This is a genomic window from Microbacterium sp. X-17, assembly GCF_039615055.1.
Genome location: NZ_JBDHNI010000004.1, coordinates 499,672 through 521,106 on the forward strand (window position 1 = coordinate 499,672; position 21,435 = coordinate 521,106).

Here is a 21,435-nt window from a genome sequence, read left to right on the forward strand (position 1 = left end):
ATGGAAGGGTTCGCCGCCGTCGACTTCGGCTTCGCCCGCGAGGTGCTCCAGCGCGGCATCGCGGCCCTGTACGTCATCGCGTTCACGTCCACGCTGCTGCAGTTCCCGGCGCTGCTCGGCGAGCGCGGGCTGCTGCCGGTGCCGCGGCTGCTGCAGTGGGCGGCGACCTCGAAGGCGCGGACGCGGATGCTGCGGCCGACCGTCTTCCGCCTCGTGCGCTACACCGACGCGCGCCTGCGGATCCTCTGCGCCGGCGGCATCCTCGTGGCCCTGTCCCTCGTCGCGGGACTCCCCCAGCTCGGTGCCCCGTGGGTGCCGATGCTGTGCTTCCTCGCGCTGTGGCTCGGGTACATGTCGATCACAAGCGTCGGGCAGACGTTCTACGGCTTCGGCTGGGAGATGCTGCTCCTGGAGGCCGGGTTCCTCGCGGCGTTCCTCGGGTCCGCGGACCAGCCGCCGCCGACCGTGGTGATCGTGCTGTTCTGGTGGCTCGTGTTCCGGCTCGAGTTCGGCGCGGGCCTCATCAAGATCCGTGGCGGATCGGAGTGGCGCGACCTCACGGCACTCATGTACCACCACGAGACCCAGCCGATGCCCGGGCCCCTGAGCCGGCAGGCGCACCTCCTGCCGGCGTGGTTCCACCGCGGCGAGGTCGTGGGCAACCACGTCGCGCAGCTCGTCGTGCCGTGGTTCCTCTTCGCCCCGGTCCTGGGCCTCGTCGTGCCGGGGCCGGTGCCCGCGATCGTCGGCGCGGTCGCGGCGGCGCTCGTGATCGCGACGCAGCTGTGGCTCGTCGCGACCGGCAACTTCGCGTGGCTGAACTGGGCGACGATCGTGCTCGCGTTCTCCGCGATCGGACTCCCCGGGATCGGGGCCGCGAGCAGTGCCGGCCCGGCGGGCGGGGCGGGTGCGGCGGGCGCGGCGGGCGGCATCCCGTTGTACTGGATCGTCGTGACCGCGGCCGTCTTCGGCGGCTACGTCGTGATCTCGTGGCCCGCGGCGCGCAACCTCGCGGCACGGCGCCAGCTCATGAACGCGAGCTTCAACCGCTGGCAGCTCGCGAACGCGTACGGCGCGTTCGGGAGCGTGACCCGGCAGCGCGTCGAGGTCGTCGTGGAGGGCACCCTCGACGACGACCCGCGCACGACGGCGTGGCGCGAGTACGGGTTCCACGGCAAGCCCGGCGACCCGCGGGCCATCCCGCGGCAGTGGGCCCCGTACCATCTGCGGCTGGACTGGCTCATGTGGTTCCTGCCGCTGGGTCGCATCGACGAGGACTGGTTCCAGGCGTTCCTGGGGAAGCTCCTCGAGGCGGATCCCGCCACCCTGCGGCTGATCCGGCACGACCCGTTCGTCGGCGAACGCCCGTCCTGGATCCGCGCCCGCACGTACCTCTACCGCTTCTCCACCCGCGCCGAGTTCCGCGCGACCCACCGCCGCTGGATCCGCGAGCCCCTCGGCGTGGCGATCGGCCCCGTCCGCCTCGCCCCGTCCACCTCCCCGTGAGAACGCGCTTGTGTCACGAAAACGGCCCGTTTTCGTGACACAAGCGCGTTCTCAGCGGGGGGTGGGTCGGGCAGGATGGTGCCGTGCGGTACGAGATCCCCGAGCCCATGCTCGCCAAGGCCGTCGGCGACGTCCCGGATCCGGCGGGGTTCGCGGGCGGCCTGTCGTTCGAGCCGAAGTGGGACGGGTTCCGCGTGCTCGCGGCCTGGGACGGCGAGTCGGTCGAGCTCGGCTCGCGCGGCGCGAAGCCGCTCACGCGCTACTTCCCCGAGCTCGTCGAGGCGCTCCCCCGGATCCTGCCCGGCCCGTGCCTCATCGACGGCGAGCTCATCGTCGCCCTCCCCCATGCGGACGGGAGCACCCGCCTGGACTGGGAGGCGCTGAGCCAGCGCATCCATCCCGCGGCATCCCGCGTCGCGATGCTCGCGGAGACCACTCCCGCCATGCTCGTGGCGTTCGACCTCCTCGCCACGGGCGACCGCGAGCTCCGCGACGAGCCGTTCGGGGTCCGGCGCGCGGAGCTCGAGCGGCTCCTCGCGGACGTGCCCTCCCCCGTGCACCTCACGCGCACGACGCGGGATGCCGCGCTCGCGCGCCGATGGCTCGCCGAGTTCGAGGGCGCGGGCCTCGACGGGGTCGTGGCGAAGCCGCTCGACCAGCCCTACGCACCGGGGAAGCGCACGATGCTGAAGATCAAGCACGCGCGCACCGCGGACGTCGTCGCGATCGCGTACCGCATCCACAAGAGCGGGCAAGGGGTCGGCTCGATCCTCCTCGGGCTCTACGGCGAGGATGGCGAGCTGCGCATGGTGGGCGCGGTGTCGGCCTTCAGCAACCAGCGGCGTCTGGAGCTCATCGACGAGCTCGCGCCGCTCGTCGCGCGGGACGAGCACGGCGAGATCCTCCGCGGCGAGGGCGAGCGCTCGCGCTTCACGGGGACCGACAAGGACACGTCCTTCGTGCGGCTCCGGCCGGAGCGGGTCCTGGAGGTGCGCTACGACCAGCTCGAGGGCTGGCGCTTCCGGCACACGGCGCAGTTCGAGCGCTGGCGCCCCGACCGCGCGCCCGAGTCGTGCACGTACGACCAGCTCGAGCAGGTCCGCGCCTACGACCTGGCCGACGTCCTCTCCTGAGCCGCTCCGGTGTCACTCGCGCACACTCCCGCGCGCCACGACTGTGCGTAAGTGACACCGGACGGGCTCGCCGCGGACGCGGTCGCGCGCGCGGCGCGGGCGGGGCGCGGGATCAGGCGTCGGGCTTGCGGGCGCGGCTCGGCTGCACCCGCGGGGGCTCACCGGGCATCTTCGGGAACTCGGGCGGGAACGGGAGCTCGCCGAGGCCGTTCGCGAGATCGCGCTCCCACCACTCCAGGAGCGTGTCGATGCGGCCGGGGTTCGCGCCGAAGTCCGCCCAGGGATCACCCCCGGCGGCCAGACGTTCGGGCACGGTACGGACCGTGAAGGATGCCGGATCCGCGGCATCCAGCTCGTCCCAGCGCAGCGGCGTCGACACGGTCGCCGCCGGTAGCGCGCGGGGGCTGTAGGCGCCGGCCATCGTGCGGTCGCGGTTGGCCTGGTTGAAGTCGACGAACACGCGCTCGCCGCGCTCCTCCTTCCACCACGCCGTCGTGACCCGGTCCGGCATCCGCCGTTCCAGCTCACGCGCCGCCGCGATGACCGCGTGCCGCACGTCGAGGAACTCGTGCACCGGGGCGATCGGGCAGAACACGTGCAGGCCGCGGTTGCCGCTCGTCTTGATCCAGGCCTCGAGCCCGGCCTCGGCGAGCACCTCGCGCAGGGTCGGCGCGATCGCCGCGGCATCCGTGAAGTCCGTCCCGGGCTGCGGGTCGAGGTCGATGCGGAGCTCAACCGGGTTGTCGGTGTCCGCCGTCCGCGACGCCCACGGATGGAAGACGACGGTGTTCATCTGCACGGCCCAGAGCGCGGCGGCGAGCTCCGTGAGGACGAGCTGCAGATGCCGGCGGCCGCTGTTGTAGGTGACCGTCACGGTCTCGACGTAGTCGGGCGCCCCCTTGGGCGGGTTCTTCGAATAGAACCGCTCGCCGTCGACGCCGTCCGGGAAGCGCTCCAGCGACACGGGCCGGTCGCCGTTCGCCGCGAGGAACGGATCCGCCACCGCGATGAGGTACTCCGCGAGCTCGCGCTTCGTAATGCCGGCCTCGGGCCAGATCACGCGCTGGGGGCTGGAGAGCGACAGCTCCCGATCCCCGTCCGGCCCCGGCACCGTCAGCGAGACCCGTTCCGACGCCATGCTCCCGAGCCTAGGGCGCGCCCGTCCGTGACGCACCCCTCGCGCGACAGCATGCATACATGTCATGATGCTGGGACGCGTCGCCGGCGAGGCAGGGGGTCCTCGAACAGCATGTCTGCATATGCACGTCTTCCCGCGGGAATTGCCAAGCTGGGAGGATGCCGCAGTCGACCGAGTCCGCCGCCTGGATCGCGTACGCCGAAGCCCTCGGACTCGCCCTCAGCAACGCCCGCCGCCGGCGCGGGCTGTCTCAGGAGCGGATCGCGCACGCCGCCGGCATCTCGACCTTCACGTACCGGAAGCTGGAGAAGGGCGAGTCCAACCCCGGGACGCCCGCCAACCCGCGGCTCGTCACCCTCGTGTCGCTCGCCGAGGTGCTGCACGTCCCGGTCGTGGACCTGCTCCCGCCGGATCCCGGAGGGATCGCGCCCGGTCGCTGACGCGCGGCGCCCCGCGCCCGGTCGAGGGGTGATGTCCGTACCCCGTGCTTCACTCGAGGACACAACGTGCCCACGTCCCCTATCGAGCTCTCGCGTAGCGGTTGAAGGAACAGAGGCATGAGCGACTCCGAGCAGCGACCGACCGATCCCTGTCCGTTCCCGTGGTGCACGACGCCGCACGGTGCGACGCTCCATCCCGATGACGAAGATCATCGGAGCGACGGCATCCTCGTCCCGGCGACCGTGCGCGGCGCCGACGGCGCGGAGGAGGTGGAGCTGGAGGTCGGCCTCCTCCGCCGACGCGCCGACGACCAGACGTGGCTCGTCGTGGAGGACGGGACGGGTGCGCACCTCGAGCTCACGCTCGCGAGCGCGCGCCGCCTTCGCGACGTCGTCCGGGCAGACGAGGCCCTGGCCGCGGAGCTGCGCTCCTGACGCTCAGAGCTTGACGATCGGCGCGACCTTGATGAGGAGCTTCTTCGCGCCGGCCTTGTCGAAGCGCACGTGCGCGACTCGCTTGGCGCCCTCTCCCGTGACGGCGTCGACCCGGCCCTCGCCGAAGTCGTCGTGGCGGATGCGGTCGCCCGCCGCGAGCTCGAGGTCGCCGTTGTCGCGGATCTTCGCCGGGATCCGGTTCGGGAACCGCTCCAGCGAGGTCGACTTCGGCGCCAGGGGCGGAAGGTCGCGCGACCCCGAGCCGGATCGGCCGTTGAGCGCGCGCGACCGCATGCCGCCGCGGGAGTTGACGTCGCCGGGCGACTGCCGCCAGTCGATGAGCTCCGCCGGGATCTCCTGCAGGAACCGGCTCGGCATCGCGACGGACACCTCGCCGAACTGCGCACGGGTCATCGCGAGGGAGAGGTACAGGCGCTTGCGCGCCCGCGTGACGCCCACGTAGAACAGCCGCCGCTCCTCGGCCGGGCCCCCGGGTTCGCCCGCCGAGATGCGGTGCGGGATGAGGTCCTCCTCCACGCCGGTGATGAAGACCGCGTCGTACTCGAGGCCCTTCGCCGTGTGGAGCGTCATGAGGGAGACCGAGCCCGAGGCATCCTCGAGGTCGTCGGCGTCGGAGACGAGCGCGACCTCGGTGAGGAAGTCGAGCACGGTGCCCTCAGGGTTGTTCCGCGCGAACTCGCGCGCGACCGCGACGAGCTCGTCGAGGTTCTCGAGCCGCGCCTCGTCCTGCGGGTCTCGACTCGCGCGCAGCGCGTCAAGGTAGCCCGACTTGGTCAGCAGCAACGAGAGCCCCTCCGCGACCGCGGTCGGCGGCGGGATCTCGCCGGAGGCGGGGAGCATGATGCCGGTGGCCTCCGCCAGCACGGCGTCGAGCTGGCCGATCGCGGCCTGCAGCTTCGGGCCGAGGCCCAGCTCCGCGGCATCCGCCAGCGCGTCGCGGAACGTGATCCCGTGCTCCGCGGCATAGCGGGCGATCGCGGTCTCGGTGACGTCGCCGATGCCGCGGCGCGGCTTGTTCAGGATCCGCCGCAGCGAGCCCTCGTCGGCCGGGTTCGCGACCGATACGAGGTAGGCCAGCGCGTCCTTCACCTCGGCGCGATCGTAGAACTTCGTGCCGCCCATGATCTTGTACGGCAGGGCGGAGCGGATGAAGATCTCCTCCAGCGCGCGGGACTGCGAGTTCGTCCGGTAGAAGACGGCCACGTCGGAATAGGCGATGCCCGATCGATGGATCGCCTCGACCTCGTCGGCCACGAACTGGGCCTCGTCGTGCTGCGAGTAGCCGGTGAAGCCGACGATGCTCTCCCCCGCGCCGACGTCCGTCCACAGCCGCTTGTCCTTGCGGTCGAAGTTGTGGCTGATCACGGCGTTCGCGGCGGACAGGATGTTCTGCGTCGAGCGGTAGTTCTGCTCCAGCAGCACCACTTTCGCTCCCGGGAAGTCTCGCTCGAACTCACTGATGTTGCGGATGTCGGCGCCGCGGAACGCGTAGATCGACTGGTCGGAGTCGCCGACGACGGTGAGCGACGCGGCATCCTCCTCGGGGTTCGAGGACGGCGCGTCGAAGATCATCATCCCGGAGTCGCCGTGCGGGGTGCCGGTGTCGCCCGAGCCGACGGGCCGCGTCAGCTCGTGGATGAGCGCGTACTGCGCGTGGTTCGTGTCCTGGTACTCGTCGACGAGGATGTGCCGGAACCGGCGCCGATACGTGTCCGCGACCCCGGGGAAGGCCCGGAAGAGGTAGACGGTCTGCGCGATGAGGTCGTCGAAGTCGAACGCGTTCGCCCGCTGCAGCGCGCGCTGGTAGTCGGCGAACACCTCGACGAAGACGCGCTCGGCGGGGTCGTTCATGTTCGCCGAGCGGGCGTAGGACTCGGCATCGGACAGCTCGTTCTTGAGCTTCGAGATGCGGCTCTGCACGCTCGCGGGGCTGTGGCCGAAGGCATCCGCCTCGTGCTCCTTGACGAGCCGCTTGATGAGCGCGCGCGAGTCGCCCGAGTCGTAGATCGTGAAGTTGCGCGTGAAGCCGAACTGGTCGGCCTCGCGCCGGAGGATCCGCACACAGGCGGAGTGGAACGTCGAGATCCACATGCTGCGCGCGCTGTCGCCGATGAGCTGGGCGACGCGCTCGCGCATCTCCCCGGCCGCCTTGTTCGTGAACGTGATCGCGAGGATCTGGCTCGGCCACGCCTCGCGGTTGCGCAGGAGCGAAGCGATCCGGTGCGTCAGTACGCGGGTCTTGCCGGAGCCCGCCCCCGCGACGATCAGGAGCGCGTTCCCGCGGTACACGACGGCCTCGCGCTGCTCGGGGTTGAGCCCCTCGAGCAGGTCGGCGTCGGCCCGCGCGGCGCCCCCCGCGCCCGGGCCCGTCCCCGCGACGACGACGGGTATGGATGCCGCGGTGCGCGCGGCCGAGGAGGCATCGGTCATGGCCCGACAAGTCTAGGCGCGGCCACCCCCACGGGTCCCCGGGTCGGGTCAGAGGGAGAGGGAGGTCGGGCGGCGGCGCGGAAGCGCCAGCGCCAGCCCCACCACGAGCAGCAGCAGGCCGAGGACGGCCGCGTACCACGCGGCGGAGTCCGGGATGCCGAGGTTCCGCGCGACGTCCAGGATGCGCGGCGGCGCCTGGGGTAGCAGCCCGACCTGGGCGTTCCACAGCGTCAGCGCCTGCGGGAACCCGATCGCGCCCACGACGGCGGCGGGCACCGCCAGACCCGCCCCGACGCCGGCCAAGACGGCCCCGGTCCCCCGGCGGGGGCCGATCTGCGTCCCGAGCGCCCAGCCGGCGGCGACGAACGCCCACAGGAACAGCGCCACCGCGAGCGCCACATAGAGGTCCCGGCGCGCCGGATCCGTCCAGAACGCGTACCAGAACCCGCCCGGGCCGGTGAACGACAGCGCGAACAGGGTCACGATGCAGCGGAGCACGACCACGCCCCCGACGGTCGCGATCACGGGCCACGGCGATCGCCGCCCCACCACGAAGCGCACGACGAGGGCGAAGAGGACCCACGCGCCGACCACGATCACGAGGTGCATCCACGACAGGAACGACGTCTGCACCGCCCGCGTCGCGACGAGGAGCGCCGCGGGCACGACGAGCACGAGCCAGCGGTCCAGGGGCAGGAACCCGAGGGTCGACTCCCGCGCCCGCCACGGCCGGGTCGACCCGATCCACGTCGCCCGGGCTGCGGCCGCGCCGGGCCGCCGGACGAGCCGCGTGCGCGCCGACAGCATCCCGATCAGCAGCCACGCGATCGCGAGCAGGAGGAGCACTCGGGCGATCCACGCCATCGCGAGGTCGCGATCGGCGCGCTCCACCCCGAGCTGCGCGGCCGCGAGGTCGAACCCCGGTTGGACGATGTCACCCTCGCCCGTCGCGCGGTACACGTCGACCTCCGCCACGAACGCGTCCCGCGCCTGCGCCCACGCCTCGTACGCGGCCTCCGTCGAGGTGTCGTGCCACTCGTCGTACCGCGCGATCATCGTCCGGTATGACGTGGGAGAGACGGCACCGGCGGATGTCGCCCCCATCTCCGGCCCGGCCCCGACGACCGCGTTCGAGATCGCGAACGCCATGACCGCGCCGAGCGCAAGGAGCACGACGACGGTGGCGACCGCGAGAACACCTCGCCTGCCGTCCGACGCCATCGCCATCCACCTACGCTAGCGCTCCGCTTTTCCGCGCGCCGCCACGCAAAAGCCTTGCCCCGAGGGGCGCGCAGGCGCTAGTCAGGAGTCGGCGCACCAGGGCGTCCACACCGCAGAGGAGTCCGTCCATGCACTCACCGAATCGCATCGTCGCCACCGTCTTCGGCGCGGTCTACCTGCTCGTCGGCCTGTTCGGCTATGCGGCCACGGACGGCGTCGGGTACTTCGCCACCCAGGGCGGCCTCCTGCTCGGGCTCTTCGAGGTGAACCCGTTCCACAACACGGCCCACATCCTCATCGGGATCGTGCTGCTCATCGGCGGACTTTCCGGCATTCAGCTCGCCAAGATCGTCAATGTCGTGATCGGCGCCGCGTACCTGCTTCTCGGGATCGTCGGCTTCTTCCTGGTCGGCACGCCCGCGAACATCCTCGCTCTGAACACCCCCGACCACTTCCTCCACCTCGCCAGCGCGATCCTCCTGCTGGCGATCGGACTGGGAGCGGATCGCGGCGCCCTGCGAGTCTCCGAGACCGGCTGATCCCCGCCCCGGGCCGCCCGACCGGGGCGACATCCTCTGCAACAACGGGTGCACAATCGTGGCCGAACCGTTACCGTTGAGGACATCGCGGCGATCCGGACGGCTCCGGGCTCCGGCTCATATCCGGGTGCGCAGCGGGTTCGACTCCCGCCGTCGCGTCTACCGCCTCAAGGTGTCGTCACCGCATTGTTTCGACGGGATCGCGGGATTTCGGCCCTCATCAGCGTTCAGGCTCAGCCTCGGGCAGCGAAGCGAGCAACGTCGCGGCTGTCTCAGCGAGGGCTGGGAGGTCCGACGTCACCGTCGACCAGAGAATCCCCAGGTCGACCGAGAAGTAGCCGTGCGCGACAGCGTTGCGCATCTGATAGGCGGGCCCGAGTGGCAGTTCTGGGTGGACAGCAACGAAATCGGGATAGTTGACCTGAATGCGGCGTGATGCCTCGCCGATCACCTCGATGTTGCGGATGACGCCATCCTGGATGAGCGCGTCGTGCTCGAATCCGGCTTCATCCAGGTCGCGGGTGTAGCCCTGGATGCGCTCGATCGCTTCGAGGATGTGGCTCAGGTAATCCGCCAGACGGGGCTGACTCACACCGGAATCGCTTCCGCGAGAACCGCATCGCGGAACTTGCTCGGCAGCCCACGGGGCGTCACCACATCAACGGACACACCGAGCAGCTGCAACAGCTCGTGGCGGATCGCGCCGATGTCCATGAGCGTTGTCTCGCGGGTCGGCTCGACGAGGAGGTCGAGGTCGCTCGCCGCCGTGTCGGCACCACGGACCACCGACCCGAAGACCCGCGGGTTGAGCGCACGGTGAGCGAGCACGATCCGGCGTACCGCTTCACGGTTTGCGTCGAGCGCCACAGACGGCTTCATGTGCTGACCTCCGTTCCCCTCGAGTCTACCGAGGCACCGCAATCGCGAGAGCGGCGACCTCCCCGGTTCGGCGACGAGCTGTCCCATCTGGAGAAGGAATCGGTTCGATTCTCTCTTCCGACATGGCAGCGGCTTCACGCGTCCTCCGAAGTTGTCGTAACTCGCTCTGAGCGGGGTCACTGCCACGGAAGGTCCCGATGATCGGTACCGTGGGGTTCGCACGCACGTGGTCGAGAAAGCCCGAGTCGACCGCCAGCTCCGCGCGCGTGAGAATCGTGGCGTTCACCGGGCGATGCACCGCCTCTTCGACTCGATCGCAGACTTCGTAAACACGCTCGGCATCGGGGGTTCCGATCACCATCACATCGATGTCGTTCGGCACTGGCCCATCGACGCCGCGCAGCCTCGCGGCGAACGATCCGTACAGGAACACCGACTCGATCCCCTCAACGTCGGCAAACTCGTGGGTGAGCATGATCACCGGACCGGTGACGATCTGAAGGATCTCGCGCAACGGCGGGACCAGCGCACTGTCCGGGTTCGCCGACAGCAGCCGCGTGCGCCCAGCCTGCCGCTCAGCGAGGATCCCCGCATCCAGTAGCCGGGCAACCTCGCGGTGGGCAGTCGCGTAGGCGAGATCCGCCCGCGCGGCGAGGTCTGTCAGACTCAGTTCACCCTCGCCCAGCAGGATCACCGACAGCAGGCGGGCCTGACCCTCCGACCGAAAGATCGGAGCGAGGAGCGGCGCCTCAGTTCTCATATAACTGATGTTATTATCAGTTATATCGACAGTCAAGAGGCGAAGCGCGACCGTGAAGACGCACATCAAGAACGTCATGGCGAAGCTCCACGTCCACGACCGAGCTCAGCTGGTGGCGCTGGCGCACCGCATCGGATTGGTGCGGCGATGAGCAGGAACATCGACGTCGTCGGGGCTGTCATCGTGCGGGACGGACGCGTGCTCGCCGCACAACGCGGGCCGGGCGGGAGCCTTCCCCACCTGTGGGAGTTCCCGGGCGGGAAGATCGAGGACGGCGAGTCCCCGCAGGAGGCCCTCGCCCGCGAGATCCGCGAGGAGCTGCGTATCGACGTCCGGGTCGGCAACGAGGTCGTCTCGACGATCCACGAGTACGACTTCGGCATCGTCACGCTGACGACGTACGTCTGCGAGCTCCTGTCCGGTGTCCCTCAGCTGACCGAGCACGCGGCCGTGCGCTGGCTCACCGGCGACGAGCTGCTCACGGTGGCGTGGGCGCCGGCCGACCTCCCCGCGGTCGAACGCGTCCGCGCCGCCCTCTGACCCGGCCGACATGTGTAGTCTTGTGTGTGAGGTGACACACATGGCGACGAATCTTGCGATCGACCCCGCGCTTCTCGATCACGCGCTGCAGGTGAGCGGCGAGAAGACCAAGAAGGCTGCCGTGACCCTCGCGCTCGAAGAGTTCATCGCCCGACGCGAGCAGGCGAAGATCCTCGAGCTGGTAGGCACACTCGACTGGGACGAGTCCTTCGACTACAAGGCTGAGCGCTCACGCTCATGAGCCTCCTCGTCGACACGAGCGTCTGGTCTCTCACCCTCCGGCGTGATCGACCCGACGACTCCCCCGTCGTCGAGGAACTGCTCCGAGCGCTCGCCGGCTCCGACATCGTCGTGACGACCGGTCTCATCCTGCAGGAGCTGCTTCAAGGATTCCTTCCCGATCAGGCGCGCTCCCGGATCGCGGAACGGTTCATGAGCATGCCGCTGGTCGATCCCGATCGCGATGACTACATGGCTGCCGCGGCCATCCGCAACACGTGCCGAAAGGCCGGCGTACAGGTCGGCACCGTGGACGCGCTCATCGCCCAACTCGCCATCCGTCACGACCACACCCTCCTCACGGCTGACCGGGACTTCGAGCACGCCGCTCCGCACATCGGTCTGCGCTTGTGGCGACCGTAGATCGTCAAGGACCCGAGCCCGGTACTGACGGTGCCTCCCGCCGGTCCGGGGCGGCGACGTAGCGTGAGGGGCATGAACATCGAACCGGCCCAGCCCACGATCAAGAACCCGCCCGAGCAGTTCGCCGGCGACGTCTGGCTCGACCCGATCGCGCGGCCCCACGAGGGCGACCAGCGGATGGCGGTCTCCACGGTGCGGTTCGCGCCGGGCGCCCGCACCGCGTGGCACTTCCACGCCCGCGGCCAGTACCTCCGCGTCACCCAGGGCGTCGCCCGATTCGGCGGCCGCGACGGAAAGATCATCGACGTCCACCCCGGCGAGACGCTCTATACGCCGCCCGGCGAGCACCACTGGCATGCTGCGGCACCGGGCTGCTTCATGGAGCACATCGCGATGATCGAGAACGCCGACGACCCGGACGACACGACCACGTGGCTCGAGCACATCACGGACGACGAGTACAACGGAACCGCCTGATCAGTCGCGGAAGAAGGCGACTCCGAGGTCGGGGTGGTCGACGAAGACGCCGTCGACGCCGGCATCCCGCAGGACCCCCCACTCCCCCCGCCAGTCGCCGAACGCCGTCGGCTCCGACCCGAGCCGGAAACGCTCGTCGAGGAACACATTCTCCGGACGGCATGTCCACGCGTAGACCCGGAGTCCGCACGCATGCGCGGCCACCACGACTCCGGGATCGGCGAGGACCAGCGCCTTGTCGAGACTCACCGCATCGACCTCGTGCGCGAGCCCATCCAGCCCGGCGGGCGTGACGAACGACGGGTACGGCCGCGCGGCGACCCCGAAGCGCGCAACCAGATCGGCGGGGGCGCCGTCCGCCGCGACGAGCTGCACGTACTCCGCGGACACCCCGCGCTCACGCAGCGCCGCCAGCACCCCGGGTTCGAACGACTCGATCACGACGGGCTCGGTCCATCCGGCATCCGCCAGCTCGGCCGCGACGAGCGCCGCGAGATCCCAGCCGAGCGCGGCGAAGAAGTCCGCGTGCTTGATCTCCAACACGAGCCGGATGCCGCGACCCTGGACGAGCTCGAACAGGTCGCGCAGCCGCAGAATCGGCTCCTCGCCGTCGAACCGGGCGCTGTCCGGGCGGAGGCGCGGGAGGCGCTCGCGCGCGGTGAGGGTCGCGAGCTCCGCCCACGTGAAGTCCTCCGCGAACCAGCCGGACAGCTCCTCGCCGTCCACGCGCTTCGTGGTGCGGCGGTCCGCGAACTCCGCGCGGTCGGCGACATCCGTGGTGCCGGAGATCTCGTTCTCGTGCCGCACGACCAGCACGCCGTCGCGGGAGACGACGAGATCGGGCTCGACGGCATCCACGCCGGCCGCGATCGCGAGCTCGTAGGACGACCGTGTGTGCTCGGGACGGTAGGCGGGCGCGCCGCGGTGGCCGATCACGATCACGGTCACAGGCTAACGGCGGCGAACGCTCAAAGCCCTCTCACAGGCACCCGCCTCCCGGCCGGCTGACCAGGCGGATATCGTGGGAGTACCGACAGCACTGGAGTGTGAGACCGCCATGGCCTCGAGCAACCCTGTATTCAGCAACCCGGCGTTCCAGGAGCCCGGCGCCGGGCGCCGCTCGCCCGGCGCGGCCGCGCCCACCGCGGCACAGGCGACCGCCACGCAGGCCGCGACCGACACCGCGACCACCGCGCACCTCGAGGGCATGTACTCGGCTCCCGCCGCGGGCGCGATCGAGACGGGCCGGATGACGGTCGAGGACACCGTCATCAAGACGCTCGGCCTCTTCGCGATCCTGCTGGTGACCGCCGTTGCGGGCTGGATCTGGACCATGTCGAGCGTCCCCGCGACGGGTCGACCGAACGTGCTGCCCTGGATCATCGGCGCGATCGGCGGCTTCGTCATGGCACTCGTCGTGATCTTCGGCTCGCGCACGAAGGTCCGTCCGCCGCTCATCTTCCTCTACGCCGCGTTCCAGGGCCTGTTCATCGGCGGGATCTCGGCGTTCTTCGAGTTCATCTACCCGGGCATCGTCGTGCAGGCGACCCTGGCGACGCTCGCGGTCGTGGGCGTCACGCTGGCGCTCTTCGCGAGCGGCAAGATCCGCGCCTCGGCCCGCGCCACGAAGATCTTCCTCGTCGCGATGGTCGGCTACCTCGTCTTCGGTCTCGTCAACCTCCTCCTCATGGTGTTCAACGCCCCGATCGCCGGCGGCGCGTTCGGCCTCTACAGCGTCAAGCTGTTCGGCTGGCTGCCCCTCGGTGTCGTGATCGGCGTCTTCGTCGTGATCCTCGCCGCGTACTCGCTGGTGCTCGACTTCGACTCGATCCAGCAGGGTGTTCGCAACGGCGCCGCCCGCCAGCACGCCTGGCTCGGCGCGTTCGGCATCATGGTGACCGTGGTCTGGCTCTACCTCGAGATCCTCCGCATCCTGGCCCTGCTCCGCGGCAACGGCTAGCCCCCACCGCGGATGGGATGACGGGCGTCGGGGGCACGCCGTAGCGTGGGGGCGTGAGCGCGAAGAGCGAGACCCACGTCGACGTCGGCGGGACCGTCGTCCGGGTGTCCAGCCCCGACAAGGTCGTCTTCCCCGATAGCGGGATCACGAAGCTCGACCTCGTCCGGTACTACCTCGACGTGGCGGATGGCGCCCTGCGCGGCGCGGGCGGACGGCCCATGGTGCTCAAGCGCTTCCCGAAGGGCATCGACGAGGAGCCGTTCTTCCAGAAGCGCGTGCCGGAGAACCACCCCGACTACGTCGAGACCGCGACCCTGCACTACTCCCGCGGCACGTCCGCGGAGGAGGCCGTGATCCGGGATGCCGCGGGCCTCGCCTGGGTCGTGAACCTCGGCTGCCTCGACCTCAACCCGCACCCGGTGCGGGCGGAGGACCTCGACCACCCCGACGAGCTGCGCATCGACCTCGACCCCATGCCGGGCGTGGAATGGACGCAGATCGTGGATGTCGCCATGGTGGCGCGCGAGGTGCTCGACGACCACGGCCTCGTCGGATGGCCGAAGACGAGCGGATCCCGCGGCCTACACATCCTCGTCCGCATCGCCCCGGCGTGGGACTTCCGCGACCTGCGCCTGGCGGCGGAGACGCTCGCGCGCGAGGTCGAGAACCGCGCGCCCGGGCTCGCGACGGCGCGCTGGTGGAAGGAGGAGCGCGGCGAGAGCGTCTTCGTCGACTTCAACCAGAACGCGAAGGATCGCACCGTGGCCTCGGCCTACTCCGTCCGCCCGCTGCCGGACGCCCGGGTGTCGACGCCGCTGGACTGGGACGAGGTGCGGATCCGCCGCCCCGAGGAGTTCACGGTGCGGACGGTGCCCGCGCGGTTCGCGGAGCGCGGAGACCCGCACGCCGGGATCGACGACGCCGCGGGCGTGCTCGACGGGCTCCTCGCACTGGCCGCCGAGCTCGGGCCTGCTGGGCCCCCGCCTCGAGAGGCTCCGCGCGGCGGCGACCGATCCGGCCGGCGGGTCTCGACGATGCCGCTCATCGAGGTCGCGCGGACGAAGACCAAGCCGGAGGCGCTCGAGGCGCTGGAGGCGTGGAAGGCGAAGCATCCGGACGTCGTCGGGATGCTGCATCCCGCCGACGTGCTCCTGGACGGGATGCGCGGGTCGAGCTCGCTCTGGTACCGCGTGCGGGTCAACCTTCAGCACGTGCCCGAGCCGGAGCGGCCGGCTCAGGGCGAGCTGGAGGCCGACTACGATCCATGGGCGGGCCGCACGTGGCCGGGCCGCACCTAGCCCTCGCTCACTCCGCGGGCGCGAGGCGGAAGACGGGGAAGCCCGGGGCGATCTCGAGCAGCTTCGCCTCGGACGAGGCCTTGTCCACGCCCTCGAAGAAGCGGCCGACCTCCCAGGCCCAGACCCGCAGGTACTCGCGGAGGATCGGCGGCTTCTCGGCATCCAGGATCTCCACGGCCGAGAACGCCTCGGCGGATCGGCCCTTGCGGAGCTCGCCGCGGCCGCCCGCGGCACGCAGGTTCCGCACCCACTGCGTTTCCCCGCGGGGCGCGACGAGGTAGCGCTCGCCCGCCACGACGAGCGGATTGACGGGCGTCGTCCGCCACTCCCCGCTCGCACGGCCGCGGACCGCGAGCACGCGGCTGCCCGCCATGGGCATCCCCATCCGGGTGGACCATCCAACGACCGCGTTGAAGGCGGTATCCCAGGTCGTCGGCTTGACATAGCGCTCGTCGCTCATAGCGCCATCCTCCTCCGTCCCGCACAACTCCTGCACATCGGCGCGAGAACGGCCGGCAGCGGGGCTCTCAGGCGGCCGCGCGACGGAATGCAGGAGTTATGCGGGCTCGAAGGCCGGGATCACTCCCACTCGATGGTCCCCGGGGGCTTCGACGTCACGTCGAGCACGACCCGGTTGACCTCGCGGACCTCGTTCGTGATGCGGTTGCTGATCCGGGAGAGGACGTCGTACGGCAGGCGGCTCCAGTCCGCCGTCATGGCGTCCTCGCTCGACACCGGACGCAGCACGATCGGATGCCCGTAGGTGCGGCCGTCGCCCTGCACGCCCACCGAACGCACCTCGGCGAGGAGCACCACGGGGCACTGCCAGATCTCGGCGTCCAGCCCCGCCGCCGTGAGCTCGGCACGGGCGATCGCGTCGGCATCCCGCAGGATCTCCAGGCGGTCGCGCGTGACCTCGCCGACGATGCGGATGCCGAGGCCCGGGCCGGGGAACGGCTGACGGGCGACGATGACCTCGGGCAGACCCAGCTCGCGGCCGATCGCGCGGACCTCGTCCTTGAAGAGGGTCCGCAGCGGCTCCACGAGCTCGAACTGCAGGTCCTCGGGCAGGCCGCCGACGTTGTGGTGGCTCTTGATGTTCGCGGTGCCGCTGCCGCCGCCGGACTCGACCACGTCGGGATACAGCGTCCCCTGCACGAGGAAGCGGATCGGCTCGCCGTCGGCCGCGGCCTCCGCAGCCAGGTCGGCCGCCGCGCCCTCGAACGCGCGGATGAACTCGCGGCCGATGATCTTGCGCTTCTGCTCCGGGTCGGAGACGCCCGCGAGCGCATCGAGGAACCGGTCTTCGGCATCCACCGTCACGAGCCGGATGCCCGTGGCGGCGACATAGTCGTTCTCGACCTGTGCGCGCTCGTCCTTGCGGAGGAGGCCGTGGTCGACGAACACGCACACGAGCTGGTCGCCCACCGCCTCGTGCACGATGGCGGCCGCGACGGCGGAGTCGACGCCTCCGGACAGCCCGCACAGGACGCGCGCCGATCCGACCTGCGCGCGGATCCGTGCGACCTGCTCGGCGATGACATTGCCGCTGTTCCAGTCCGCGGGGATGCCGGCGGCGTCGTGCAGGAAGTTCTCCAGGACCCGCTGGCCGAAGTCGGAGTGCTTCACCTCGGGGTGCCACTGCACGCCGTAGAGGCGCCGGGCGTCGTCGCCGAAGGCGGCGATGGCCGTGGCATCCGTCCGCGCGAGGACGTCGAAGCCCTCGGGGGCACGGGATACCTGGTCGCCGTGGCTCATCCAGACGTTCTGCTCGGCGGGCTGGCCGGCGAGCAGCGTGCCGCCGGCGACCACCGTGGCATCCGTCGCGCCGTACTCGCGCAGGCCGGTGTTGGCGACCTCGCCGCCGAGCTGCCGCGCCATGACCTGGAAGCCGTAGCAGATGCCGAGCGTCGGCACCCCGAGCTCCAGCACGCCGGGGTCGAGCGCCGGCGCGCCCTCCTCGTACACCGACGACGGACCGCCCGACAGGATGATCCCGACCGGGTTCTTCGCGGCGATGTCGGCGGCGGAGGCCGTGTGCGGCACGATCTCGCTGTAGACGCCCGCCTCGCGCACGCGGCGCGCGATGAGCTGCGCGTACTGCGCACCGAAGTCGACGACGAGGACCGGTCGCTGCTCGGTCTGCGCAGACGCGTCGTTCTGTTCCGTCACGGATGCCTTCCGGGTCAGTCCTGCGTGGGGGTCGAGCTCGTGAGCGTCGGGCTCCCAGCCGGGACCGCGACGGCCTCCGCCGCCTCGCGCGCGCGGAGGTAGGCGCGCACCTGGCGGACGACCACGACCTCCATGACGAACGACAGGAACGGCACGACGCCACCCGCGGCGAGGACGAGGAAGCGCCAGAACGGCCAGCGCATGAGGCTCCAGATGCGGAAGCACGCGAAGAGGTAGACGACGTAGAACCAGCCGTGCGCGATGAGGATCAGCGTCGACAGGTTGACGGCACCGCCGGTCTGCGCGAGCCCCGCCGTGTCGGCGGCGGTCGGATGCAGCCACAGCGCCCCGCCGGAGCCCCCGGCATAGAGCTCGTAGCCGTAGCCGTACTTGACGATCATCTCGACGACGAGCAGCAGCAGGAGTGTGCCGGTGATGGCGGCCGCGATCTCGTAGAAGCGCAGAGCGCCGCGGATCGCCGGGAACGAGGCGAGCTTCGGGGCGGCAGGCATGACTGCGATTCTACCTTCGCGTTCTGATGCCCCCGCGCCGCCTCCGCCCGTCCCCCACCCCGCGAGAACGCGCCTGTGTCACGTTTGCGCGGCGTGTCTGTGACATACGCGCGTTCTCGCGTGGAGGGGGTCAGGCCCCGGGGGCCTCGGGGGACGGGTCCGTGAGGGCCTCGACCTCCTTCTCCCAGGCATCGCGAGCGAGGCGGTACCAGAGGTAGAAGGCGAAGCAGGCGAAGACGGCCCACTCGATCGCGTAGAAGATGTTGAGCCAGTTCAGGCCGCCGCCGGCCGGCGCGGGCGAGGAGATCGCGGTGAGCCCGGCGAGCGGCGCGGCCGCCGTCAGGTACGGCCGGTAAACGGACAGACCGGCGGTGTCGTGCCACCGCCCGAGCAGCGCGGCCGGCGACATGCGCGTGAGCTGCAGCGGATCCGCGTGCGGCGGCACGAGGGGCCCCTCGTCCGCGATGATCCGGCCCGTGAGGTCGACGACCGCGGTCGGATTCGCGGCGGTCTGGTCTTGCAGAGCGGATGCCGCGGCCTGCGCCTGATCGAGGCTGTCGGTCCAGCCGACCGCGACCGCGAGCGACACCGGCTGACCCGGCGTCCCGGACGCGGCGTCCGTGAGCCGGAGCTGGCCGGTCACCCAGTAGCCCTCGACCCGGTCGTTGTACCGGGAGGACACGACGATGAAGTCCCCCGGCACCCACCGGCCGGACACGCTCACCCGCTGGCCGACAAGCGGCTCCGGGAGGTAGGCGCCTGGCTGCACGATCTGGTCGATCGGCTGCACCTGCTCGGTCGCCCCGGGGTCGACATCCGGGGTCTGCAGTGCGCGGCCGAGCTGCCACTGCCCGAGCCACGCGAAGACGCCGGCCACGACGAGGCACAGCAGCAGCATCCCGATCCAGCGCGGCCGGAGCATGACCTCCCGCAGCGTGGGCGGGAAGACCTCGGGGGCGTGAGCCGGCTCAGCCACGGGGCTCTCGGACGTCGTCATCCGTGCTCGTAGGGCGCGACGACGACCTCGACGCGCTGGAACTCCTTGAGGTCGGAGTATCCGGTCGTGGCCATCGACTTGCGCAGCGCCCCGATGAGGTTCGCCGTCCCGTCCGCGACGGGGGCGGGGCCGTAGAGGATCTCCTCGAGCGGCCCGACCTGCGCGACCTTCACCCGGCGGCCGCGCGGCAGCTTGGAGTGGTGCGCCTCGGGCCCCCAGTGGTAGCCGGCGCCCGGCGCATCCGTCGCCCGGGCCAGCGCGACGCCGAGCATGACGGCGTCGGCGCCCATCGCGAGCGCCTTCACGATGTCGCCCGACGTGCCCACGCCGCCGTCGGCGATCACGTGCACGTACCGCCCGCCCGACTCGTCGAGGTAGTCGCGGCGCGCGCCCGCCACGTCCGCGACCGCGGTCGCCATCGGGGCATGGAGGCCGAGCGTCACGCGCGTCGTGGAGGCGGCGCCGCCGCCGAACCCGACGAGGACCCCGGCCGCGCCCGTGCGCATGAGGTGCAGCGCGGCCGTGTACGTGGATGCTCCGCCGACGATGACCGGCACATCGAGGTCGTAGATGAACTTCTTCAGGTTGAGGGGCGCCGCGACTGAGGAGACGTGCTCGGCGGAGACCGTCGTGCCCCGGATGACGAACAGGTCGACGCCGGCCGCCACGACCGTCTCGTACAGCTCTTGCGTGCGCTGTGGCGTGAGCGAGCCGGCGACGGTCACCCCGCCGTCGCGGATCTCGGCGAGCCGGTCGCGGACCAGTCCGGGCTTGATCGGCTCGGAGTACAGCTCCTGCATGCGGCGCGTCGCGTCGACGTCGGGCAGGGCCGCGATCTCGGCGAGGAGCGGCTCGGGGTCGTCGTACCGGGTCCACAGCCCCTCGAGGTCGATCACGCCGAGCCCGCCGAGCTGTCCGAGCATGATCGCGGTGCGCGGGCTCACGACCGAATCCATCGGCGCGCCCAGCACCGGGATCTCGAACTGGAAGGCGTCGATCGACCACGCCGTCGAGACATCCTCCGGATTCCGCGTGCGCCGCGACGGGACCACGGCGATGTCGTCGAACGTGTACGCCCGGCGCGCGCGCTTGGCGCGGCCGATCTCGATCTCCATCGTCACGGCCTCAGCCTACCCGCGACCTCCCCCGCCGCCGTCTGTCACAGAATCCGCACGGGCGGTGTCCCCTCTGTGAGAGCCGCAATCGGATGCGGCGGATGGGAGAGACATGGACGGCATCGTGGTCCTCGGCGCGGGGTATGCGGGAGTCATGGCGGCCAACCGGCTCGCCGCGCAGGGCGAGGACGTCACCGTCGTGACGCCGCAGCCGTGGCTCGTGGAGCGGATCCGGCTGCACCGGGTCGCGAGCGGGCTCCGCGACGACGCCCGCGCGCCGCTCGCCGAGCTGCTGCATCCCGACGTCCGGGTCGTCGAGGACACCGCGACCCGCATCGACGCGGCGAACGACGCGGTCGAGCTCGCCTCGGGAACCGTGCTCCCCTATGGATGCCTGGTGTACGCGGTGGGCTCGGGCGTCCGGGATGCCGCGCTGCCGGCATCCGTCCACGTCGTCACGGACGAGGCCGGCGCGCTGCGGCTGCGCGGCGCCCTGGCGGCGCGCCCGGAGGCGACGGTCCGTGTCATCGGCGCCGGTCTTACCGGGATCGAGCTCGCCTCGGTGCTCGCCGGTTCCGGCCGGCGCGTCCACGTCGTGACGACCTCCTCGCTGACCGCGACCCCGTCGGAGCGGGCGCACGCGCGGCACCTGCGCGGTCAAGGCGTCGTCCTGGAGACCGGCAGGCGCGCGACGCGCGACGACGCCCCCGACGACGAGATCACGGTCGACACGACGGGGTTCCACGTCCCCTCGCTCGCCGCGGACTCGGGCCTCCCGACGGACGCCGACGGACGGCTCCTCGTCGGCGCGGACCTCGCGGTCGACGGCATCCCGAACGTGTTCGGCGCCGGCGACGCCGCCCGGGTCGACGATCCGTCTGGGGCGCACCTGCGGATGGCGTGCGCGACCGCGCTCCCGATGGGGGCGCACGCGGCCGACGCGATCCGCGCCCGTGCCGCCGGCAACCCCGCACCCGCGTTCTCCCTGGGCTACGTGCTCCGGTGCGTGGACCTCGGGCGCGCCGACGCCCGCGCGCAACACGTGACGGCTGAGGACGAGGACCGGTCGTTCGCCGTCGGCGGTGTCGCGGGCGGGATGATCAAGGAGGCGATCTGCCGGATGACGCTGCAGTGGATCCGGAACGAGCGCCAGCGTCCCGGCCGGTTCCGCTGGGCCGACGGCCCGCGGCTCGCCGCCGAGCCGGTCGCCGTACGATGAG

General features: G+C 71.2%; 25 protein-coding genes. 13 read left to right on the forward strand and 12 right to left on the reverse strand.

From position 1 onward, the window contains the following. Together ABCS02_RS21885 and ABCS02_RS21890 are read left to right on the forward strand one after the other, a co-directional pair. Entirely contained in the window at window positions 1–1,506 is a 1,506-nt protein-coding gene (locus ABCS02_RS21885) for a lipase maturation factor family protein (protein ID WP_345837800.1), read from the forward strand. 83 nt (window positions 1,507–1,589) lie between these two features. Further along, window positions 1,590–2,639 (forward strand): ATP-dependent DNA ligase, encoded by a 1,050-nt coding sequence (locus tag ABCS02_RS21890; protein ID WP_345837801.1) that lies wholly within the window; start codon window positions 1,590–1,592, stop codon window positions 2,637–2,639. A 112-nt stretch (window positions 2,640–2,751) separates the two neighbouring features. Here the strand turns inward: ABCS02_RS21890 and ligD (ABCS02_RS21895) are convergent, their stop codons facing one another. Next, window positions 2,752–3,777: a non-homologous end-joining DNA ligase gene (gene ligD, locus ABCS02_RS21895; RefSeq protein WP_345837802.1), complete on the reverse strand. Its 1,026-nt coding sequence runs from the start codon at window positions 3,775–3,777 to the stop codon at window positions 2,752–2,754. A gap of 158 nt (window positions 3,778–3,935) precedes the next feature. Between ligD (ABCS02_RS21895) and ABCS02_RS21900 the strand changes: the two genes are divergently transcribed. Both ABCS02_RS21900 and ABCS02_RS21905 read left to right on the forward strand, forming a co-directional pair. Then, window positions 3,936–4,217: a helix-turn-helix transcriptional regulator gene (locus ABCS02_RS21900; RefSeq protein ID WP_345837803.1), complete on the forward strand. Its 282-nt coding sequence runs from the start codon at window positions 3,936–3,938 to the stop codon at window positions 4,215–4,217. A 117-nt stretch (window positions 4,218–4,334) separates the two neighbouring features. Then, window positions 4,335–4,652, forward strand: coding sequence for a hypothetical protein (locus ABCS02_RS21905; protein WP_345837804.1), 318 nt, complete (start codon window positions 4,335–4,337; stop codon window positions 4,650–4,652). A gap of 3 nt (window positions 4,653–4,655) precedes the next feature. Here ABCS02_RS21905 and ABCS02_RS21910 read toward each other — a convergent pair whose 3' ends face one another. Then, window positions 4,656–7,103, reverse strand: coding sequence for a UvrD-helicase domain-containing protein (locus tag ABCS02_RS21910; protein ID WP_345837805.1), 2,448 nt, complete (start codon window positions 7,101–7,103; stop codon window positions 4,656–4,658). A 48-nt stretch (window positions 7,104–7,151) separates the two neighbouring features. Further along, window positions 7,152–8,330 (reverse strand): hypothetical protein, encoded by a 1,179-nt coding sequence (locus ABCS02_RS21915; protein ID WP_345837806.1) that lies wholly within the window; start codon window positions 8,328–8,330, stop codon window positions 7,152–7,154. Between the two features lie 122 nt (window positions 8,331–8,452). Here ABCS02_RS21915 and ABCS02_RS21920 point away from each other — a divergent pair, with 122 nt between their 5' ends. After that, a complete protein-coding gene (locus tag ABCS02_RS21920; protein ID WP_345837807.1) occupies window positions 8,453–8,863 on the forward strand; it encodes a DUF4383 domain-containing protein in 411 nt (136 codons plus the stop codon). A gap of 220 nt (window positions 8,864–9,083) precedes the next feature. Here ABCS02_RS21920 and ABCS02_RS21925 read toward each other — a convergent pair whose 3' ends face one another. Genes ABCS02_RS21925 through ABCS02_RS21935 form a run of 3 tightly spaced genes read right to left on the reverse strand, consistent with a single transcriptional unit; the run spans window position 9,084 to window position 10,580 of the window. After that, window positions 9,084–9,455: a DUF86 domain-containing protein gene (locus ABCS02_RS21925; protein ID WP_345837808.1), complete on the reverse strand. Its 372-nt coding sequence runs from the start codon at window positions 9,453–9,455 to the stop codon at window positions 9,084–9,086. After that, window positions 9,452–9,742: a nucleotidyltransferase family protein gene (locus ABCS02_RS21930; protein ID WP_345837809.1), complete on the reverse strand. Its 291-nt coding sequence runs from the start codon at window positions 9,740–9,742 to the stop codon at window positions 9,452–9,454. Before ABCS02_RS21930 ends, ABCS02_RS21925 begins: the two co-directional genes overlap by 4 nt. A 25-nt stretch (window positions 9,743–9,767) precedes the next feature. Further along, a complete protein-coding gene (locus ABCS02_RS21935; RefSeq protein WP_345838013.1) occupies window positions 9,768–10,580 on the reverse strand; it encodes an ArsR family transcriptional regulator in 813 nt (270 codons plus the stop codon). Here ABCS02_RS21935 and ABCS02_RS21940 point away from each other — a divergent pair. The 5 genes from ABCS02_RS21940 (at window position 10,579) to ABCS02_RS21960 (ending at window position 12,161) form a co-directional block, all read left to right on the forward strand. Beyond that, on the forward strand, window positions 10,579–10,653 hold the full coding sequence (locus ABCS02_RS21940) for a hypothetical protein (protein ID WP_345838008.1): 75 nt from the start codon (window positions 10,579–10,581) through the stop codon (window positions 10,651–10,653). The two genes, ABCS02_RS21935 and ABCS02_RS21940, sit on opposite strands and share 2 nt — an antisense overlap. After that, window positions 10,650–11,042 carry a (deoxy)nucleoside triphosphate pyrophosphohydrolase gene (locus ABCS02_RS21945; RefSeq protein ID WP_345837810.1) on the forward strand — a complete coding sequence of 131 codons (393 nt, stop codon included), beginning with the start codon at window positions 10,650–10,652 and terminating at the stop codon, window positions 11,040–11,042. The genes ABCS02_RS21940 and ABCS02_RS21945 overlap by 4 nt, the downstream gene beginning before the upstream one ends. 40 nt (window positions 11,043–11,082) lie before the next feature. After that, complete coding sequence (locus tag ABCS02_RS21950) at window positions 11,083–11,283, forward strand: type II toxin-antitoxin system VapB family antitoxin (RefSeq protein WP_345837811.1); 201 nt, start codon at window positions 11,083–11,085, stop codon at window positions 11,281–11,283. Further along, complete coding sequence (locus ABCS02_RS21955) at window positions 11,280–11,684, forward strand: PIN domain-containing protein (RefSeq protein ID WP_345837812.1); 405 nt, start codon at window positions 11,280–11,282, stop codon at window positions 11,682–11,684. Before ABCS02_RS21950 ends, ABCS02_RS21955 begins: the two co-directional genes overlap by 4 nt. A gap of 72 nt (window positions 11,685–11,756) precedes the next feature. After that, window positions 11,757–12,161 carry a cupin domain-containing protein gene (locus ABCS02_RS21960; RefSeq protein ID WP_345837813.1) on the forward strand — a complete coding sequence of 135 codons (405 nt, stop codon included), beginning with the start codon at window positions 11,757–11,759 and terminating at the stop codon, window positions 12,159–12,161. On the opposite strand, the gene ABCS02_RS21965 is transcribed toward ABCS02_RS21960, so the two are convergent. Further along, window positions 12,162–13,103, reverse strand: coding sequence for a glycerophosphodiester phosphodiesterase family protein (locus ABCS02_RS21965; RefSeq protein ID WP_345837814.1), 942 nt, complete (start codon window positions 13,101–13,103; stop codon window positions 12,162–12,164). It lies immediately after the preceding gene. Window positions 13,104–13,218: 115 nt separating this feature from the next. Between ABCS02_RS21965 and ABCS02_RS21970 the strand changes: the two genes are divergently transcribed. Then, window positions 13,219–14,121 carry a Bax inhibitor-1/YccA family protein gene (locus ABCS02_RS21970; protein ID WP_345837815.1) on the forward strand — a complete coding sequence of 301 codons (903 nt, stop codon included), beginning with the start codon at window positions 13,219–13,221 and terminating at the stop codon, window positions 14,119–14,121. A gap of 53 nt (window positions 14,122–14,174) precedes the next feature. Next, the gene (ligD, locus tag ABCS02_RS21975; protein ID WP_345837816.1) at window positions 14,175–15,419 is read left to right on the forward strand and encodes a non-homologous end-joining DNA ligase; all 1,245 of its coding nucleotides are present in this window, start codon (window positions 14,175–14,177) and stop codon (window positions 15,417–15,419) included. A 7-nt stretch (window positions 15,420–15,426) separates the two neighbouring features. Here the strand turns inward: ligD (ABCS02_RS21975) and ABCS02_RS21980 are convergent, their stop codons facing one another. The 5 genes from ABCS02_RS21980 to ABCS02_RS22000 all read right to left on the reverse strand — a co-directional run bounded on the left by ABCS02_RS21980 (window position 15,427) and on the right by ABCS02_RS22000 (window position 20,215). After that, a complete protein-coding gene (locus ABCS02_RS21980; protein WP_345837817.1) occupies window positions 15,427–15,879 on the reverse strand; it encodes a nitroreductase/quinone reductase family protein in 453 nt (150 codons plus the stop codon). A gap of 119 nt (window positions 15,880–15,998) precedes the next feature. Beyond that, window positions 15,999–17,591 carry a glutamine-hydrolyzing GMP synthase gene (gene guaA / locus ABCS02_RS21985; protein WP_345837818.1) on the reverse strand — a complete coding sequence of 531 codons (1,593 nt, stop codon included), beginning with the start codon at window positions 17,589–17,591 and terminating at the stop codon, window positions 15,999–16,001. A 14-nt stretch (window positions 17,592–17,605) separates the two neighbouring features. After that, on the reverse strand, window positions 17,606–18,103 hold the full coding sequence (locus tag ABCS02_RS21990; RefSeq protein WP_345837819.1) for a DUF3817 domain-containing protein: 498 nt from the start codon (window positions 18,101–18,103) through the stop codon (window positions 17,606–17,608). Between the two features lie 130 nt (window positions 18,104–18,233). Beyond that, window positions 18,234–19,100, reverse strand: a complete 867-nt coding sequence (locus tag ABCS02_RS21995) for an SURF1 family cytochrome oxidase biogenesis protein (RefSeq protein ID WP_345837820.1) — start codon at window positions 19,098–19,100, stop codon at window positions 18,234–18,236. After that, window positions 19,097–20,215, reverse strand: a complete 1,119-nt coding sequence (locus ABCS02_RS22000; protein WP_345838009.1) for a GuaB3 family IMP dehydrogenase-related protein — start codon at window positions 20,213–20,215, stop codon at window positions 19,097–19,099. The genes ABCS02_RS21995 and ABCS02_RS22000 overlap by 4 nt, the downstream gene beginning before the upstream one ends. A gap of 112 nt (window positions 20,216–20,327) precedes the next feature. Between ABCS02_RS22000 and ABCS02_RS22005 the strand changes: the two genes are divergently transcribed. Next, window positions 20,328–21,434, forward strand: coding sequence for an FAD-dependent oxidoreductase (locus tag ABCS02_RS22005; RefSeq protein WP_345837821.1), 1,107 nt, complete (start codon window positions 20,328–20,330; stop codon window positions 21,432–21,434). Window position 21,435: the final 1 nt, after the last annotated feature.

Bases quoted from the DNA above. Each gene is read 5' to 3' on its own strand.
- ABCS02_RS21905 (WP_345837804.1), top strand. From the start codon at position 4,335: ATGAGCGACTCCGAGCAGCGACCGACCGATCCCTGTCCGTTCCCGTGG.
- ABCS02_RS21960 (WP_345837813.1), top strand. From the start codon at position 11,757: ATGAACATCGAACCGGCCCAGCCCACGATCAAGAACCCGCCCGAGCAG.
- ABCS02_RS21915 (WP_345837806.1), bottom strand. From the start codon at position 8,330: ATGGCGATGGCGTCGGACGGCAGGCGAGGTGTTCTCGCGGTCGCCACC.
- ABCS02_RS21955 (WP_345837812.1), top strand. From the start codon at position 11,280: ATGAGCCTCCTCGTCGACACGAGCGTCTGGTCTCTCACCCTCCGGCGT.
- ABCS02_RS21945 (WP_345837810.1), top strand. From the start codon at position 10,650: ATGAGCAGGAACATCGACGTCGTCGGGGCTGTCATCGTGCGGGACGGA.
- ABCS02_RS21980 (WP_345837817.1), bottom strand. From the start codon at position 15,879: ATGAGCGACGAGCGCTATGTCAAGCCGACGACCTGGGATACCGCCTTC.
- ABCS02_RS22000 (WP_345838009.1), bottom strand. From the start codon at position 20,215: ATGGAGATCGAGATCGGCCGCGCCAAGCGCGCGCGCCGGGCGTACACG.
- ABCS02_RS21950 (WP_345837811.1), top strand. From the start codon at position 11,083: ATGGCGACGAATCTTGCGATCGACCCCGCGCTTCTCGATCACGCGCTG.
- ABCS02_RS22005 (WP_345837821.1), top strand. From the start codon at position 20,328: ATGGACGGCATCGTGGTCCTCGGCGCGGGGTATGCGGGAGTCATGGCG.
- ABCS02_RS21935 (WP_345838013.1), bottom strand. From the start codon at position 10,580: ATGACGTTCTTGATGTGCGTCTTCACGGTCGCGCTTCGCCTCTTGACT.
- ABCS02_RS21995 (WP_345837820.1), bottom strand. From the start codon at position 19,100: ATGACGACGTCCGAGAGCCCCGTGGCTGAGCCGGCTCACGCCCCCGAG.
- ligD (WP_345837802.1), bottom strand. From the start codon at position 3,777: ATGGCGTCGGAACGGGTCTCGCTGACGGTGCCGGGGCCGGACGGGGAT.
- ABCS02_RS21900 (WP_345837803.1), top strand. From the start codon at position 3,936: ATGCCGCAGTCGACCGAGTCCGCCGCCTGGATCGCGTACGCCGAAGCC.
- ABCS02_RS21930 (WP_345837809.1), bottom strand. From the start codon at position 9,742: ATGAAGCCGTCTGTGGCGCTCGACGCAAACCGTGAAGCGGTACGCCGG.
- ABCS02_RS21910 (WP_345837805.1), bottom strand. From the start codon at position 7,103: ATGACCGATGCCTCCTCGGCCGCGCGCACCGCGGCATCCATACCCGTC.
- ABCS02_RS21990 (WP_345837819.1), bottom strand. From the start codon at position 18,103: ATGCCTGCCGCCCCGAAGCTCGCCTCGTTCCCGGCGATCCGCGGCGCT.
- ABCS02_RS21920 (WP_345837807.1), top strand. From the start codon at position 8,453: ATGCACTCACCGAATCGCATCGTCGCCACCGTCTTCGGCGCGGTCTAC.
- ABCS02_RS21885 (WP_345837800.1), top strand. From the start codon at position 1: ATGGAAGGGTTCGCCGCCGTCGACTTCGGCTTCGCCCGCGAGGTGCTC.
- ABCS02_RS21970 (WP_345837815.1), top strand. From the start codon at position 13,219: ATGGCCTCGAGCAACCCTGTATTCAGCAACCCGGCGTTCCAGGAGCCC.